Here is a 15,379-nt window from a genome sequence, read left to right on the forward strand (position 1 = left end):
ATTTATAAAATCGATTGTTTTTCCTGAAAATTAACATCTGAATAATATTGATTTTTTACTAATACATTAGGGCCCAGACATTGAACATTCGGGCAATGACAATTTAAGGATTGGGCAAGCTTGGACTGCATCCATTCCTCATATACATCAACGAGTCGGTCGGTTACAATATTTCCGAGTGGCGGAGTATTGTTAAAATCCGTAACAATGACATCGCCAGAGAAGATATTGACATTTAAGCGAGAGCGACCGTCGGGATCATTGCGTACCGTCACATTCTTCGCTTCCCGTAACTTGTTGATTAGCCGCAAATCTTCTTCGTTTCCACTGCAAGAATAGAAGGGAAGTGTACCGAATAACATCCATATATCTTGGTCACGAATCTCCAGTAGATGATGAATAGAAGCTCGGATTTCTTCTAAGCTTAGTGTTTCTAGCGAAGCTGCAAAGGATGATGGATACATCGGATGAATTTCATGGCGCTGGCATTTCATCTCTTGAACAATCTGTTTATGAATATGTTCTAGATGAGGGACTGTACGTTTATTTAGCATCGTTTCAGCGGAAACGAGGACTCCCATTTCAGCAATTGCCCTACTATTTTCAATCATTTTGTAAAATAGTTTTCTCCGTTGTTCACGAGAAGGCTTTTGTGTCATTCGTGCAAAGCCACCCTCAATAAAATCATCTTCAGTACCCCAGTTGTGAGAAATATGGAGGACATCTAAATACGGTAGAATGGGTTCGTATCGTTCTAAATCCAAAGTTAAATTTGAATTTATTTGGGTGCGAACACCTTTTTGCTGAGCATACTTAAACAATGGCACAACATAATTTTCGACTGATTTGCGCGATAGTACAGGTTCGCCCCCTGTAATACTTAATGTACGTAAATGTGGAATTTCATCTAGCCTACTAATAAGTAAATCGATTGGTAATGCATCTGGATTTTTGGATTGTAAGGTATCTCCGACCGCACAGTGTTCACATCTCATATTGCACAAATAAGTGGTGGTAAATTCTATATTAGATAAGGTTAATTTTCCAAATTGTTCAACATCCATATAGGCTTCCCATGGGTCGTACTGTGGTGTTAATGTCATTTTTTCAGAAACCATTTCAATCTCCCTTCAAACGTATTTATTTATACATATGTCTGTTTATCCCTAGTCATTATTGTATTAATTATTAGGTGTGTCAATGAAAAAAGTTTAAGCATTGTGGTAATGATAATAGGGGAAGAGAGTGATCTGTGAAAATGTATTGCCTTCTTCGTCAATTTTCGATAGGATGAATACGATATTGAAAGGAGAGAGTGACTTTTGGGTAGTCCGATTCTTGATAAAAACATGCAGGTGAATTTTTTAAAACAACGATTAAATATGTTTCTTGAAACTTTAGATGCAATCGATCCAGAGGAAACGGATCTTGAGGATATTGATCGATTAATTGAAATGGTCGATGAATTAGAATCAACAGTTCAGGAATTTAAACACCGTGAAGTGTAAGAGTCAATCTTTATTGGCTCTTTTTTATGTAAATTGAACTTGGATTAATGGTTAACTCCAGCGCCTAGCTCCTATATCGATTCGCACTTATGTGCTCATTGAGTTTCCTTTATCTCAAGGAAATGATTTTACTAGGGGCTGAAGCCCTTATGTTAAACGTCAATGACATGCACATTCTGCGCAAGTCATTCCTATATATGAGCTGTACAAGGGCATCCGCCCATCGTAATGTCTTTGACTTTTAAAATCGTGATTTTGCTAGTATAATAAAACTGTCTAAATAGTCTAAAAACAAAGTAGGGTTACATAAATGGGGAGGAGAAAGAACCGATGAATATTGAGAAATTTCAAGAGAGTATGTATGAGCTTATTGTCGAAACGTCCACACAACTTCCTAAAGACGTGCGTAGAGCCATTAAAGCAGCTAAGGAAAACGAAAATATGGGCACGAGATCAGCAATGGCGCTTGGAACGATTACGAATAATATCAAAATGGCGGATGATAATGTGTCCCCTATTTGTCAAGATACAGGTCTTCCAACGTTCAAAATCAAAACTCCTGTAGGCGTAAATCAAATCCAACTAAAAAAGGCGATCTATAATGCCATTGCCGAAGCTACGAAAAACGGGAAGCTTCGCCCAAACTCTGTAGATTCACTAACTGGGAAAAATAGTGGAGATAATTTAGGGGGCGGCACACCGGTTATTAAATTTGAACAATGGGAACAGGATGATATTGAAGTCCGCTTAATTTTAAAAGGCGGTGGATGTGAAAATAAAAACATTCAATACAGTCTCCCATGTGAATTAGAAGGCTTAGGACGTGCTGGTCGTGATCTGGATGGAATTCGTAAATGTATTATGCACTCTGTTTACCAAGCCCAAGGACAAGGTTGCTCCGCTGGCTTTATCGGAGTCGGGATTGGCGGGGATCGTTCCGCTGGATATGATTTAGCAAAAGAACAACTTTTCCGCTCTGTTGATGATGTAAATCCGAATGAAGACCTGCGTAAATTAGAAGAGTATGTAATGGAAAATGCCAATAAATTGGGAATTGGTACAATGGGGTTCGGCGGTGAAACGACACTGTTAGGATGTAAAGTGGGTGTCATGAACCGTATTCCAGCAAGCTTCTTTGTTTCCGTTGCTTATAACTGTTGGGCATTCCGTCGTTTAGGAGTATCTGTTAATGTTGAAACAGGAACGATTAAAGAATGGATGTACCAAGAAGGTGAGAAAATAGATTTTGGCGTTGAACAAGCAGAAAAGGAAACAGCCGCAGCATCTGAAAAGAGTGTCAATGTGGTTGAATTACAAGCGCCAATTACCGAAGAACAAATTCGTCAATTAAAGGTTGGAGACGTTGTTAAAATTTCTGGAAGAATGTATACAGGACGCGATGCAATTCATAAATATTTGTCTGAAAATGACTCCCCAGTAGACCTAAATGGACAGATTATTTATCACTGTGGTCCTGTAATGTTAAAAGATGATGAAGGCAAATGGCATGTAAAAGCAGCAGGACCAACAACCAGTATTCGTGAGGAGCCATATCAAGGAGATATTATGAAACGCTTTGGGATACGTGCTGTCATCGGTAAAGGTGGTATGGGGCCCAAAACATTAGAAGCGTTAGAGGAACACGGCGGTGTTTATTTGAACGCAATCGGTGGTGCAGCACAATATTATGCAGATTGTATTAAATCCGTTGATGGTGTTGATTTAACACAATTTGGAATTCCAGAAGCTATGTGGCATTTAACCGTAGAAGGTTTTACTGCCGTTGTCACGATGGATTCCCATGGAAACAGTCTTCATAAAGACGTTGACCAATCCTCTCTTGAAAAATTAGCTCAATTTAAAGATCCGGTTTTTAAATAACTTTTTAAATGTCCTTCATTACAGGTTAATGAAGGACATTTTTTCGTTGAATTATGTCTTCAACTGCTATGAAGGCCAAAATCGTGGTACTAGTGAAGTCAAAAGGTCTTCATACACCGGATGAATTCCAAAATCGTAGAACAAGTGAAATAAGGGGGCTGCACTTCACAGATGAAGACCGAACATATCAAAAAATGAAGCAACGGATCTTCATCGGACAACTAAAAACACGATAAGGGGACTGCAGCAAATCCTATTTTTGCCAATTAGATTTACGAATTGAATTGTACTCCAAAGCTAAAATAAGTACATATAGAAAGGAGTCAATTCAAAATGAAGTTTTTCAAAAAAACCATCGTTCTTTGTTTGCTTTTTTTTATAACGGGAACATTTGCCTCTGCAGAAACCTATTCGAATCAAGCCATTCATTGGGGGATACCGAGAGCAAAGGATGAAATTCCTCCCGATGCTGGACAAACATGGAATAAAATCTTAGAGAAACACGGTGCTTTCTATAAAGGGGATCCGAATAAAAAGGAAATATATTTAACCTTCGATAACGGGTATGAAAATGGTTATACAGATAAAATCCTCGATGTTTTAAAAAAGGAAAAAGTTCCAGCTACTTTTTTCGTGACGGGACATTATTTAGACTCAGCGCCAGACCTGGTTGAAAGAATGGCAAAAGAGGGTCATATCATTGGAAATCATTCGTGGAGTCATCCTGACTTAACACAGGTAAGTGATGAAAAAGTTGTAGAAGAACTAGAAAAAGTACGTAAAAAAACAGAGGAAATCACAGGGAATAAAGAAATGAAATATCTTAGACCCCCACGAGGAGTCTTTAGTGAAAGAACAATGGATCTTGCTAAAAAACATGGATATACCCATGCTTTTTGGTCATTAGCCTATGTTGACTGGTATACAAATCAACAAAAAGGTGCCCAATATGCTTATGATAATATTATGGGAAGAATCCATCCAGGTGCGATTATTCTTCTGCATACCGTATCAAAGGATAATGCAGATGCTTTAGAAGATGTGATTAAAGACTTGAAAAAGAATGGCTATAAGTTTAAGAGTCTGGATGATCTACAAGTAGGCGAGCAGAGCGATAAGGATCCGATTTTAGAGCGTTTATTTAATAAAGAAGGGTAATCAATCATATTAGGGGGGCAGCTATAAAACTGTCCCTTTTTCTATGTAGGCTAGAAATAAACTGAACCACTCGTTTTATCCTCCTATAAAATAATCAGTAATATATGTTATAATACGAAAAAATAGTAAGAAGTGATGAATTTGAAAACACTGCAAATTACAGGACCCTATCATTTTGATGCAGTATTAGATCGGCTTATGAGAGATCCTCTTCATGGTGTTAATCTTCAAGAGAGAACGGTAAAAGTTCCCCTCAATAATAAGAAAACTCCACATGTTGCCACCGTTCGTGCAGTTGGAACAACGGAAAATCCTATTTTTGACATTACAGGTACAAATGATTTAGGCATCCAAAGATTAAGTGAGATTTTTCAATGGGATACGGATTTAGAGGAAATCTATCTTCATTTCCAGAAGACGACGCTAAAGAGGATATTCCAAGAACACTATGGTACAGCGCTTGTGCTAGATTTTAGTCCTTATCAATGTTTGTTAAAATGTATCATCCATCAGCAATTGAATACTGCCTTTGCGCATAGTTTAACGGAACGCTTTGTAAAAACATATGGGTTTGAAGTGGAGGGTGTCTGGTTTTATCCATCCCCTGAGATTGTCGCAAACTTGACGGTGGACGAGCTTCGAAAATTACAGTTTAGCGGTCGTAAAGCTGAGTATCTTATTGGGATTGCGGAAAAGGTATCTAAGAGGGAACTTGATTTTGATCAAATGAAACATCAATCGAATCAAGAGATCCATGATGAATTGATAAAATTACGAGGTATCGGACCGTGGACTGTCCAAAACTTTCTGATGTTTGGTTTAGGTCGTAAAAACTTATTTCCGATTGCCGATATCGGGATCCAAAATGCATTAAAAAAACACTTTGATTTGAAGGATAAACCTAGCGTATCAGATATGGAAGAATACAAAAAAGATTGGGAACCTTATTTAAGTTATGCCTCCCTTTATTTGTGGAGAAGCATTGAAAAAGGAGAAAAATGAAGAATGCAAAATGATCAAAAGGCTAAAGTACAAATAAACCAAACCTTTCCATTAACCATCAAAAGACTCGGGATCAATGGGGAAGGAGTCGGATATTTTAAAAAACAGGTTGTATTTGTTCCAGGTGCACTGCCAGGTGAGGAAGTTGTGGTTGAAGCCACAAAGGTCCATCCTAAATTTGCGGAAGCAAAGATTAAAAAGATCCGTAAGAAATCGGAATTCCGAATTGAGCCACAGTGCCCTGTGTACGAAGAATGCGGGGGCTGTCAGCTCCAGCATCTTCACTATGATCAGCAGTTAAAAGAAAAGCGAGATATTGTCATCCAATCGCTAGAAAGACACACTAAACTTCCATTAGATCGGTTAGATATTCGCGAAACGATCGGGATGGAAAATCCATGGAATTACCGAAACAAAAGCCAGTTTCAGGTAGGGCAGAAGGATGGAAAGATCTTGGCTGGTTTGTACGGAATGAATTCTCATCATTTGATAAATATCGATCAATGTGTCGTGCAACATCCAAAAACCAATAAAGCAGTTGGAACCGTGAAAAAGATTCTTCAAAAGCTGCAAATCCCGATTTATAGTGAGAAATCAAGAAAAGGGATTGTTCGGACGATTGTTGCTAGAGTAGGAGTTCAGACAGGTGAATTGCAGATTGTTTTGATTACGGCAAAAAAGGAACTACCAAAAAAAGAATTGTTTGTAGAGGAAATTAAAAAAAGATTACCTGAAGTAAAGTCAATCATGCAAAACATCAATGGTGAAAAAACATCGTTGATTTTTGGAAATGAAACATTCAATTTAGAAGGAAATGACTTTATTCAAGAAACATTAGGGGATTTAAGTTTTGAGCTTTCTGCAAGAACCTTTTTTCAGTTAAATCCAGAACAAACGGTTACGCTATACAATGAAGCGAAAAAAGCGGCAGCACTTACAGGTAAAGAAAAAGTGGTTGATGCCTACTGCGGAGTAGGTACAATTGGGCTTTGGGTTGCCGATCAGGCAGCAGAAGTACGCGGCATGGACGTTATCCGTGAATCAATTGAAGATGCAAAAAAGAATGCTTCACGACACGGAATGAACCATGCAAAATACGTAGTTGGAAAAGCGGAAGTAGTGTTACCTAAATGGGCAAAAGAAGGATGGGTTGCTGATGTCGTCATCGTCGATCCCCCAAGAACTGGACTTGATGAACAATTGTTAAACACCCTTTTAAAGGTAAAACCAAAAAGAATCGTTTATGTATCATGCAATCCTTCAACCTTAGCTAAAGATATTCAAGTCTTATCAAAGAGGTATGGGGTCGAATATATTCAACCGGTTGATATGTTTCCACAGACTTCAAATGTAGAAGTTGTTACAAAGTTGGAGTTAAAACTGTAACCGAAAAATAATCTAATAACTAAAATAAACGATTTCAGATTTCCAATCTTGTTCAATTTTATCCCAGTTTTCCTTAATAGGAAAACCGGGGTTTTCTCGTATCATTCCATTTATAACTAAGAAAAGAGTTATTGAACGTAGTACAAAGAAAATTATATAGATTCTATTTCTTCAAATTCCCTAAGAAGTAAGTAAATGTGTACACTACCGGTTTTTGTAAATACATTCCAAATGTATTGATTCATTGCCTTTTCTCCCTTTCTAATCATATCTATGTCGTTGTTATTGGCATTTTATTTAAGAGCAATTATTAAGGAATTATGCTGTTTGAATAAATTCATTTAATATCTTTGGATTAACCACTTGTTTAAAATCTTCTGGCTTGTTCAATTTTATCCCCCTTCGATTTGCAACCGAGATAATTAAGCCTAGTTCATAGTACATATTTTTTGACAATATTTCCTTTTCAATCTTTTTCATTATTTCGCAATAAAAAGTGATAAGTAGATCAGTCGGTAATTTTTCATAAAAACCCATAAACTATACCTCCTTATTAAGGTTTTATAAAATACGTAATTACATAAACCTTATGAACATATATTACAAAAACATTAGCATAATAAATGTCGAATTATATGATATTACAAATCATTTAACCAAATTTTATTATTCGTGATACAAATTTTAAAAAAGATCAATATTATTTGGTTCCTGTAAAGAATTTTTTTGTAACCTAGTAAAAGTCCTAGCAAAAACTAGCTGTCTGTAAAAAATTGCGTCCGAAAAAAGCTCACATTGAGTTGAACTCGGTATGTCATTCGTATCGGACCTTGTTTTATAATAGAAGTAACTTTACCCATTTGAGGAGATGTACTAGTGAAAAAAGCAATCTTAATCGTAAGTAGTGTCATGATCCTCTGCTTAATGATAGCTATGTATTTTTTAGGAAAACAAACCAAAACCCTAACAACTCAAGAATTGATTGAGATACAGCAAAATGAGAATGAACGCCCTCTTGCCGTTCCACTACAGCCTATTTATGTAAACGATCACATGGGCTATTCGTTGCAAAACGATGAATTAAACATTACATATGACGATGGTGAAACTTGGGTAACCGTTCCGGTTAAAAAGGATCTTTTATTTGAAGGAGAATATAATGGAAACAAACAAGAACTGATTGAACATAGTTATATTTTAACTAAAGATATAGCCGCATTTTTATATACGGAAGGACCTGATTGGGACCAAAAACAACTTTTATTAACATATTCCTTTGATCAAGGAGAAACATGGGAGAAAACCGTGATAACGGAAAACTTTGCGGCACTAAGATTTCGTAAAGTTGACTTTCTCAATAAGAACTTCGGTTATGTGATTGTTTCTGGAGGGAGAACCATGTCCCAAGAATACTCAACTGTCTTTTTAACTCATGATGGTGGACAAACTTGGTCGGAAGCGGACAATTCAGGAGTGACTCGGTTAATTTATGATGGTGGGTTTGTTGATGATAAAACTGGATTTTTATCTTTTGGAATCATTAATCCCGAGGAACCTGATTTCTACGTTACGCAAGATGGTGGAAACTCATGGACAAAAGCTATTTTTCAGATCCCAGAGGAGTTTAAGCGCATTTTTGCAGCTACAGAAGTTCCATTTCAAGAAGACGATTATTTGGCTGTATTACTTAACCAAGGACCAAACGGCGACTATAAAGGTGGAGAAGTGAAAGGGAAATTTATTTCAAGGGATAATGGAAAAACATGGGGGTATCAGCAGGAGGTAGCGGGTAATGCAGAATAAGTGGGTTCGCTGGATTGGGTGGCTGCTGTTTTTAGGAGCAATAGGACTATTCATTATACAAATAGGTTATTTCCTTCTAAAAAATCGGATGGGAATAGAGTATATTGATCATCGACTATTTTATATCATCAACCTATTTTGTGTCTTGCTTTTGTTTACTTCCATTTTACTCCTGCTTCAACTCAAAAAAAACGAAAAATGGATAGGGGCTTCTGTTGTAATAATTATGGTTGCCGCAAATACTATATTTCTTGTTTCTAGTAACAAAGAAATCAATTCTATCATTAGTATTTCTCCAGATTATAACCATCTATTGGTGATGAAAGAAAACAGGTCCCAAGGTGATACGGTTTACTACCGATCTTATTATGGTATTTTTGCTGTACCAAAAGAGAGGTTGCCTTACCAAACAAATGGTGATTTCAAAGTAAAGTGGTTGGAGAATGATATTGCCGCAGTTACTTATAAAGACAAGAATCAAAACATTCATCAATTTATTGGGACGTATGGTGATCGCGGTGGTGGTAGATCTTATTACTATGTTGGCGCTGAAATACATGGTTTGTGGAAAGGAAGCAATATAAAGGTTATCGGTAATTCGGATGGAATAACAATAATCGATCATGGAAACCCTGAAACTTTTCAATGGGATAACATGGTGCAATTTGGAACACTTGCTGTCGTGTTAATGAAGGGAAATAAAGCCGCTTGGACAATCGCCCTAGGAGCAGATTATCAAGTCCAATCCGATTCGTCCCTACCAAAAACGGGCAATATCATCTTGTATAAAGCGACAATGGATGAAAATCAACCTCATACACTGTTTTACAATCAGTAAATGTAAACAGTAGGTCTATCAAGTATTAGTTAAATTGATTAAATATTTTTCTCGGAAAAAGTGGTTCGTTTTTATGAAAAGATACTAAAGGAGTTTTTAATCGATTTCTATCATGAAACCATTAATAACAAAATATAGGTATGATGAATGAATTCTAATGATTTCAGCTGCTGAAAAGGGGATAACATTAATTGTCAGTCAATCAACAAATTTTGGACGAATTATGTCCTCAGTGGATCATTCTATAATGTGGTGGGAGGATACTTTACCTAATTCTTTATCATCATGTAAAACGGTTTAGCTTTCATGTGAACTTGCTAAACCGTTATTGTCATATGCTTGTTTTGAATCGGTATTGATCGTTTCTAGCTGTATTTTTTGATATTGGGCGATAAGCTTGTCTAACTTTTGACTATAACTAAGGGTGTCATCACTATCTATGCCGGTTTCCAATGCAATCAAAATTAAGTTCTTTCTCATCCGATTAATTTGATACTCTAACTCATCAATATTTAAATTCAAACGCATAATTATACACCCTTATAATTTTAATCATATCCGTTTAAAACACACAACAAATATTATGCAAAATTTCAATCAAAATTGGAATAGATATGACAAAACTTCTCAAAATATGACAATGGTGTCATGACAGGTGTCAGACAATGGTGTAAGGATCGTCTAAAAAAATGAAAGTTCTAATTCTGAATAAATATTTATTAATGACAGATGAGGATGTATATTGAAACGACACTCTTATAGCAGAACTTAAAACATACTAAGTCGATAATTTTTCGATAATAACTCTAATAATTTAATGCCTGCGATACTATTCCCTTTCTGATCAAGTGAGGGTCCGAATATGCCGATTCCAAATTTCCCTGGCACAGCTCCCATAATACCCCCAGAAACCCCACTTTTAGCTGGAATGCCTATCTTGATAGCGAATTCTCCAGAGGCATTGTACATTCCACATGTGACCATAAATGTCTTGCAAATACGAGCCACATCAGCAGGAAGAATGTGCTTGCCATTATCTGGATCTATACCATCCATTGCAAATACTAATCCAATTCTGGCTAAATCGAGACAGTTCATTTCAATTGCACATTGTTTGGTGTATAAGTCGAGCAATTGTTCAATATCTTCATCAATAATCCTATGTTGTTTTAAAAAATAAGCTAAAGATCTATTTAAATAGGCTGTATCAAATTCAGATTGGGCTACATTCTCGTTATAGTTAATCTCGAAGTTATTTGTCATTGTTTGAATCAAGGTAAGCAATCGCTGAAGTCTCTCTTTTACATCTTCTCCTTGAATCATATGGGTTACGGACAATGCCCCTGCGTTGATCATAGGATTCAATGGCTTCGCCACATCCATCATTTCCAGGCGAGCGATTGAATTAAATGGGTCACCGGTTGGCTCCATTCCAACATGCTTAAAGACATAGTCAGTGCCTCTATCCATGAGTACTAGCGCTAAACTGATGACCTTTGAAATACTTTGTAGCGTAATTTTACGTTCGATATCTCCAGCAGATATACAATTTCCATTCGGGTAATAAATGGCGATTGATAATTCATTAGGATTCGCCTTCCCTAATTCAGGAATATAATCTGCAACTTTTCCGTGCTTCACACACTTCTTAGCTTCAATGACTAACTCATTTAGTTCATCACTCGATTGACAAAACATTAACATCACCAACATTAGTATGAGTCAAAACGGGTGACAGGCACCTTCCAGTTTCTGGAAGGTGCCTGTCACCCGTCAAAATATGGTAAAATGAACAGCATAATATAAGGTTTATGAAAATAGGTGAAATGGTGAAACATGAAGTACAAGAAGATAATTATAAATTATTTGCTTTATTAAGTCGTTATTTGAATGAAGCTTCAGATCTTATCAAAAAGGATGAAGTGGATGATTTAGTTCAATATGGGGTATCTAAGGAATATGCTTTTGCTGTCATTTTAGCAGCTACTTTTGGACTTGATATTGTGGAAAACAGGAAGGATAAGGAATTCTTCAACCAATATTTCAAGAATATGTTCCATCAATTAAATAAAAATCAATATGAAAACAACCCTTATTATAAAAACATTCGGGTACCAGCCGTTAAAATAGGAAACTGCGAATTAAAATATGAAACATATATGCCTTATGAAGGGTTTGTGTGTGATGACATTATTCAAAATAGTGAGGGAAGACAAATCCCACAAATCGGATTTTTTGATGAGGAATTTGAATATCCAGCTATTTTAGAAAATAATCGAATCTGGATGACAATTACCCCGAATGAAATTGAAACCATGAAAGAAGCAGTTGAACGGGCTCATGGTCATGTACTAACCTTTGGGCTTGGAATGGGGTACTATGCTTATATGGTTTCAGAAAAGGAAGCCGTTGACAGTGTTACGGTTGTCGAGATTAATGATGATGTGATCCAGTTATTTAATCAATATATCCTGCCGCAATTTTCAAATCGTAAAAAGATTAAGGTGATCAAGGCGGATGCTTTTGAATTTGCAAAAAATCACATGAATCCAGGCACATTTGATTTCGTCTTTACCGATCTATGGCACGATGTGTCAGATGGAATCCAGTTGTATTTAAAAATGAAAGAATACGAAAAGCAGAGTCCTCAAACTCAATTTATGTATTGGATTGAAAAATCAATTTTATGTTATTTATGAAAAATTGAAGCACCCCCCAAAATGGAAGGTGCTTCACCGTTACATGCTTATTTTTTCTCAAAAATAAAGTTATCTACTTCAATTGGAGTTGTATCACCTTTTTGTGCGGCATTGATTAATTGACCAGCATAAATTTTAAATGTGTGCCAAGAATGAGTGGCACCTGTGACTACTTCAACATCTCCCGCACTTTGTGCTTTAACAAAGTTTGCGTTTAATGCTGGAATAAACTCTTTAGGACCTGTTCCTGTTTTATCAGACATATTTTTTTGGTATTCTTCATCTTCGACCTTTGATTTACCCGCTTCATTGATATTATCATAATTAGACTCAGTAATCTTGCCGTCTTTTACGGTCATGGTAAAGCTTACCTTATATCCATTTTTCTCATTTTTTTCAGTGAGTGAATATTCACCGTCATTTAATGGGGCTTGACTATCAATTTCGATTGGAGTTGTATCACCTTTTTGAGCAGCCTGGATTAATTGCTGAGTATAGTTCATGAAACTATCAAAAGAATGAGTAGCACCAGTTACAACTTCTAGATCTCCTGCATTTTGTTTTTCGAGTAATTGTTCGTTAAATGCTGGGATGAATTCTTTAGGACCTGTGCCTGTTTTTTCAGACATATTTTTTTGGTACTCATCATCTTCCATTTTTGATTTGCCCTCTTCATTCACATTATCATAATTGGACTCAATGATTTTGCCGTCTTTTACTTTTATTTCAAAGTTAACCTTGTATCCGTTTTTATATTCTTTCTCTGTTAATGTATATGTACCATCTTTCATTGGGGTTCCAGCAATAAGACCTGGAATGGCAACTGTTTCCGTTGTTTCTGTTTTTTCCTCAGTTTGAGCTTCTGGTTTTTCTTGTGAAGCAGTTTGAGTTGTTTCTTCTTTTACTTCTTCGGTAGCTGTTTCCGTTTCGTTTCCACATGCACCTAAAAATAGTGCTAAGGATACGGCAATTGATACTGTCATTGTTTTTTTACCAAATTTCATTTTGTCTCAATCCTTTCTGTTGTTGTTTGTTTTTGTTTGATAAAAAATTAATAATGTGATGAATTTCACATTATTAACTATTATAATAGTAGCCCTTTTTGGGAGTTTACATCAGTGAGGAATATCACCCAAATATTGGAAAGGGGAATAAAGAGAAAAAATAGAGATGCTGAACTATAGATATTTACTTATAAATTTTCAATTAAAAACGGTAGATTTATCCTTTAAATTTAACTTTGTTCAATAGATACACACATAAACTACACAATTTGTCTATTAATTTTTAACAATATTAACACAATTAAGATGACTTCCAGTTTCTGGAAGGTGCCTGTCACCCTGCTTCTGTTTTTCTATAAAAAGTAAATTCGATGTGCTATAGTAGAAGAGGTTTTTTCTGAAAGGGGATAGTGTGTTGTCGCAAAGTTCAATGGTGAAAGCAAAACCATTATATACATATTTATTTATTGCAGGGATTATCTTTGTAGCCTTTAATTTAAGACCCGCGATTACATCAATCGGCCCAGTAGTTAGCCTAATTCAAGAAGATCTAGGTTTAGCGTATTGGAGTGTTAGTTTATTAACGAGTTTGCCATTAATTGCATTTGCTGTGATCTCACCTATTGCACCGAAATTAGCTCATCGGTTAACAAATGAAAAAACGTTATTATTCGGGTTGGTCTTGATTCTTACAGGTATCGGGATCCGTACAATTGCCATTACCTTTTTACTTTTCTTCGGTACCTTTTTAATTGGCAGTGGAATTGCCATTTGTAATGTTATATTACCTGTTGTCATTAAAGATAAGTATCCATTAAAATTTGGTCTTATGACGAGCGTATACTCCACAGCTATGTCAATTATGGCTTCGATCGCTTCAGGAATAAGTGTCCCATTAACAAGTGGACTGAATCTTGGTTGGCAAATCGCACTATTTGTTTGGGGGATTCCAGTCGTTTTTGCGATCATCCTTTGGATATATTTAACGAAAAAGTCGAAAAGCCAGGCAATTGAAAGAAAAGCTGTAACAAAAAGTGAAAAATTGATTTGGCGTTCACCGCTTGCTTGGCAAATTGCCTTCTTCATGGGTTGTCAATCTTTAATGTTTTACGTCACGATTACATGGCTACCAGAAATTCTACAAAGTTTGGGCGCAAATATAACAACTGCTGGATGGCTGCTTTCTTTTACTCAGTTAATTGGGTTACCCGCTGGATTTATTGCTCCAGTCCTTGCAGGTCGCTTGCGTAATCAAAAAGGACTTGCTGCAGTTCTGGGTTTATCGACGGTTTCTGGTTTTAGTGCATTGTTGTTATTTGGAACAAATGATGTTGCAATGATCATTAGTATTATTTTTATTGGGATCGGTCTCGGTGGAACCTTCCCTCTGGCCTTGGCTCTCGTGGGTCTTCGCAGTCAGACTGCTACACAGGCAGCTGATTTATCAGGAATGGCCCAGTCTGTTGGATATGTTTTGGCAGCAATCGGTCCAATTGCAATTGGCTTGATTTATGACTTTACACATACATGGACAGTACCGATTATTACAATGATGATTGTCGGTATGATTAATATCGTTTTTGGATTTTGGGCAGGACGGGATCAATATGTTTAAATCAACGGTGAGCAGAAGCTTGCCGTTTTTTTATGCAAAATGACTATTAAAATATTGATATTTCTGTCGATACAAAGAGTAGGCAGACATTTGCATAAAGGACGTGTTTGATAATGATAGAGCGAGTTCATAATCAAAATTTTAACCATCTTGCAAAAGTAACAGCAGTAGAAAAAGTCACTCCGGCGAGAGAGTCTGAGGAAGCCCTAACAAAGCCTGATCAACAACAGTCTAGAAATTCCTATGAGGTAGATAAGGAAAAGATGGAGGAAGTTGTTAAGGGGATGAATGACTTTTTAAACCCTGTCAACACTTCGATTAAGTTTGTTCTTCATGATAAATTAAATGATTACTATGTCACTGTAGTTGACGACAAAACACAAGAGGTTATTAAGGAAATTCCATCTAAGAAGCTATTAGATACGTATGCAAATATGATGGAGTTTGTGGGATTGTTGGTCGATAAGAAGATTTAAGGTAGGTGA

General features: G+C 36.3%; 17 protein-coding genes. 11 read left to right on the forward strand and 6 right to left on the reverse strand.

What is annotated here, in order from left to right; translation table 11 throughout:
- Nucleotides 1-2 precede the first annotated feature (2 nt).
- The gene (yfkAB, locus tag Q5760_RS04145) at nucleotides 3-1,118 is read right to left on the reverse strand and encodes a radical SAM/CxCxxxxC motif protein YfkAB (protein WP_428910986.1); all 1,116 of its coding nucleotides are present in this window, start codon (nucleotides 1,116-1,118) and stop codon (nucleotides 3-5) included.
- A 204-nt stretch (nucleotides 1,119-1,322) separates the two neighbouring features.
- On the opposite strand from yfkAB, the gene Q5760_RS04150 reads away from it, so the two are divergent.
- From Q5760_RS04150 to rlmD, 6 genes are all read left to right on the forward strand, one after another.
- Nucleotides 1,323-1,508: an SE1561 family protein gene (locus tag Q5760_RS04150; RefSeq protein WP_428910987.1), complete on the forward strand. Its 186-nt coding sequence runs from the start codon at nucleotides 1,323-1,325 to the stop codon at nucleotides 1,506-1,508.
- 330 nt (nucleotides 1,509-1,838) lie between these two features.
- Nucleotides 1,839-3,389: a fumarate hydratase gene (locus tag Q5760_RS04155; protein ID WP_428910988.1), complete on the forward strand. Its 1,551-nt coding sequence runs from the start codon at nucleotides 1,839-1,841 to the stop codon at nucleotides 3,387-3,389.
- Between the two features lie 53 nt (nucleotides 3,390-3,442).
- Entirely contained in the window at nucleotides 3,443-3,625 is a 183-nt protein-coding gene (locus Q5760_RS04160; protein ID WP_428910989.1) for a hypothetical protein, read from the forward strand.
- 97 nt (nucleotides 3,626-3,722) lie between these two features.
- Nucleotides 3,723-4,547 carry a delta-lactam-biosynthetic de-N-acetylase gene (gene pdaA / locus Q5760_RS04165; protein WP_428910990.1) on the forward strand — a complete coding sequence of 275 codons (825 nt, stop codon included), beginning with the start codon at nucleotides 3,723-3,725 and terminating at the stop codon, nucleotides 4,545-4,547.
- 198 nt (nucleotides 4,548-4,745) lie between these two features.
- Complete coding sequence (locus Q5760_RS04170) at nucleotides 4,746-5,549, forward strand: DNA-3-methyladenine glycosylase family protein (RefSeq protein WP_428912490.1); 804 nt, start codon at nucleotides 4,746-4,748, stop codon at nucleotides 5,547-5,549.
- Between the two features lie 3 nt (nucleotides 5,550-5,552).
- A complete protein-coding gene (gene rlmD / locus Q5760_RS04175; protein ID WP_428910991.1) occupies nucleotides 5,553-6,935 on the forward strand; it encodes a 23S rRNA (uracil(1939)-C(5))-methyltransferase RlmD in 1,383 nt (460 codons plus the stop codon).
- A gap of 152 nt (nucleotides 6,936-7,087) precedes the next feature.
- Here rlmD and Q5760_RS04180 read toward each other — a convergent pair whose 3' ends face one another.
- Together Q5760_RS04180 and Q5760_RS04185 are read right to left on the reverse strand one after the other, a co-directional pair.
- Nucleotides 7,088-7,204 (reverse strand): YqzL family protein, encoded by a 117-nt coding sequence (locus Q5760_RS04180; RefSeq protein WP_428910992.1) that lies wholly within the window; start codon nucleotides 7,202-7,204, stop codon nucleotides 7,088-7,090.
- Nucleotides 7,205-7,253: 49 nt separating this feature from the next.
- Complete coding sequence (locus Q5760_RS04185) at nucleotides 7,254-7,472, reverse strand: hypothetical protein (protein ID WP_428910993.1); 219 nt, start codon at nucleotides 7,470-7,472, stop codon at nucleotides 7,254-7,256.
- A gap of 339 nt (nucleotides 7,473-7,811) precedes the next feature.
- Here Q5760_RS04185 and Q5760_RS04190 point away from each other — a divergent pair, with 339 nt between their 5' ends.
- A complete protein-coding gene (locus Q5760_RS04190; RefSeq protein ID WP_428910994.1) occupies nucleotides 7,812-8,738 on the forward strand; it encodes a WD40/YVTN/BNR-like repeat-containing protein in 927 nt (308 codons plus the stop codon).
- Entirely contained in the window at nucleotides 8,728-9,576 is an 849-nt protein-coding gene (locus Q5760_RS04195; protein ID WP_428910995.1) for a hypothetical protein, read from the forward strand. Before Q5760_RS04190 ends, Q5760_RS04195 begins: the two co-directional genes overlap by 11 nt.
- 297 nt (nucleotides 9,577-9,873) lie before the next feature.
- On the opposite strand, the gene Q5760_RS04200 is transcribed toward Q5760_RS04195, so the two are convergent.
- Complete coding sequence (locus Q5760_RS04200; RefSeq protein WP_428910996.1) at nucleotides 9,874-10,104, reverse strand: Spo0E family sporulation regulatory protein-aspartic acid phosphatase; 231 nt, start codon at nucleotides 10,102-10,104, stop codon at nucleotides 9,874-9,876.
- A 240-nt stretch (nucleotides 10,105-10,344) separates the two neighbouring features.
- Entirely contained in the window at nucleotides 10,345-11,274 is a 930-nt protein-coding gene (gene glsA / locus Q5760_RS04205; protein WP_428912491.1) for a glutaminase A, read from the reverse strand.
- A gap of 113 nt (nucleotides 11,275-11,387) precedes the next feature.
- Here glsA and Q5760_RS04210 point away from each other — a divergent pair, with 113 nt between their 5' ends.
- Nucleotides 11,388-12,275, forward strand: a complete 888-nt coding sequence (locus Q5760_RS04210; RefSeq protein WP_428910997.1) for a hypothetical protein — start codon at nucleotides 11,388-11,390, stop codon at nucleotides 12,273-12,275.
- Between the two features lie 47 nt (nucleotides 12,276-12,322).
- On the opposite strand, the gene pplA is transcribed toward Q5760_RS04210, so the two are convergent.
- Nucleotides 12,323-13,279: an extracellular electron transfer flavoprotein PplA gene (gene pplA / locus Q5760_RS04215; RefSeq protein ID WP_428910998.1), complete on the reverse strand. Its 957-nt coding sequence runs from the start codon at nucleotides 13,277-13,279 to the stop codon at nucleotides 12,323-12,325.
- A 412-nt stretch (nucleotides 13,280-13,691) separates the two neighbouring features.
- Here pplA and Q5760_RS04220 point away from each other — a divergent pair, with 412 nt between their 5' ends.
- Both Q5760_RS04220 and flaG read left to right on the forward strand, forming a co-directional pair.
- A complete protein-coding gene (locus Q5760_RS04220) occupies nucleotides 13,692-14,894 on the forward strand; it encodes a CynX/NimT family MFS transporter (protein ID WP_428910999.1) in 1,203 nt (400 codons plus the stop codon).
- Between the two features lie 113 nt (nucleotides 14,895-15,007).
- Nucleotides 15,008-15,370 carry a flagellar protein FlaG gene (gene flaG / locus Q5760_RS04225; protein WP_428911000.1) on the forward strand — a complete coding sequence of 121 codons (363 nt, stop codon included), beginning with the start codon at nucleotides 15,008-15,010 and terminating at the stop codon, nucleotides 15,368-15,370.
- Nucleotides 15,371-15,379 lie beyond the last annotated feature (9 nt).

This window comes from Niallia sp. Kr1, from assembly GCF_050389805.1.
Taxonomy (GTDB): domain Bacteria; phylum Bacillota; class Bacilli; order Bacillales; family Cytobacillaceae; genus Bacillus_BD.

Coding starts and splice junctions, on each gene's coding strand:
- yfkAB (WP_428910986.1), bottom strand. CDS start 1,118: ATGGTTTCTGAAAAAATGACATTAACACCACAGTACGACCCATGGGAA.
- Q5760_RS04155 (WP_428910988.1), top strand. CDS start 1,839: ATGAATATTGAGAAATTTCAAGAGAGTATGTATGAGCTTATTGTCGAA.
- Q5760_RS04160 (WP_428910989.1), top strand. CDS start 3,443: ATGTCTTCAACTGCTATGAAGGCCAAAATCGTGGTACTAGTGAAGTCA.
- pdaA (WP_428910990.1), top strand. CDS start 3,723: ATGAAGTTTTTCAAAAAAACCATCGTTCTTTGTTTGCTTTTTTTTATA.
- Q5760_RS04170 (WP_428912490.1), top strand. CDS start 4,746: ATGAGAGATCCTCTTCATGGTGTTAATCTTCAAGAGAGAACGGTAAAA.
- rlmD (WP_428910991.1), top strand. CDS start 5,553: ATGCAAAATGATCAAAAGGCTAAAGTACAAATAAACCAAACCTTTCCA.
- Q5760_RS04180 (WP_428910992.1), bottom strand. CDS start 7,204: ATGATTAGAAAGGGAGAAAAGGCAATGAATCAATACATTTGGAATGTA.
- Q5760_RS04185 (WP_428910993.1), bottom strand. CDS start 7,472: ATGGGTTTTTATGAAAAATTACCGACTGATCTACTTATCACTTTTTAT.
- Q5760_RS04195 (WP_428910995.1), top strand. CDS start 8,728: ATGCAGAATAAGTGGGTTCGCTGGATTGGGTGGCTGCTGTTTTTAGGA.
- Q5760_RS04200 (WP_428910996.1), bottom strand. CDS start 10,104: ATGCGTTTGAATTTAAATATTGATGAGTTAGAGTATCAAATTAATCGG.
- glsA (WP_428912491.1), bottom strand. CDS start 11,274: ATGTTTTGTCAATCGAGTGATGAACTAAATGAGTTAGTCATTGAAGCT.
- Q5760_RS04210 (WP_428910997.1), top strand. CDS start 11,388: ATGAAAATAGGTGAAATGGTGAAACATGAAGTACAAGAAGATAATTAT.
- pplA (WP_428910998.1), bottom strand. CDS start 13,279: ATGAAATTTGGTAAAAAAACAATGACAGTATCAATTGCCGTATCCTTA.
- flaG (WP_428911000.1), top strand. CDS start 15,008: ATGATAGAGCGAGTTCATAATCAAAATTTTAACCATCTTGCAAAAGTA.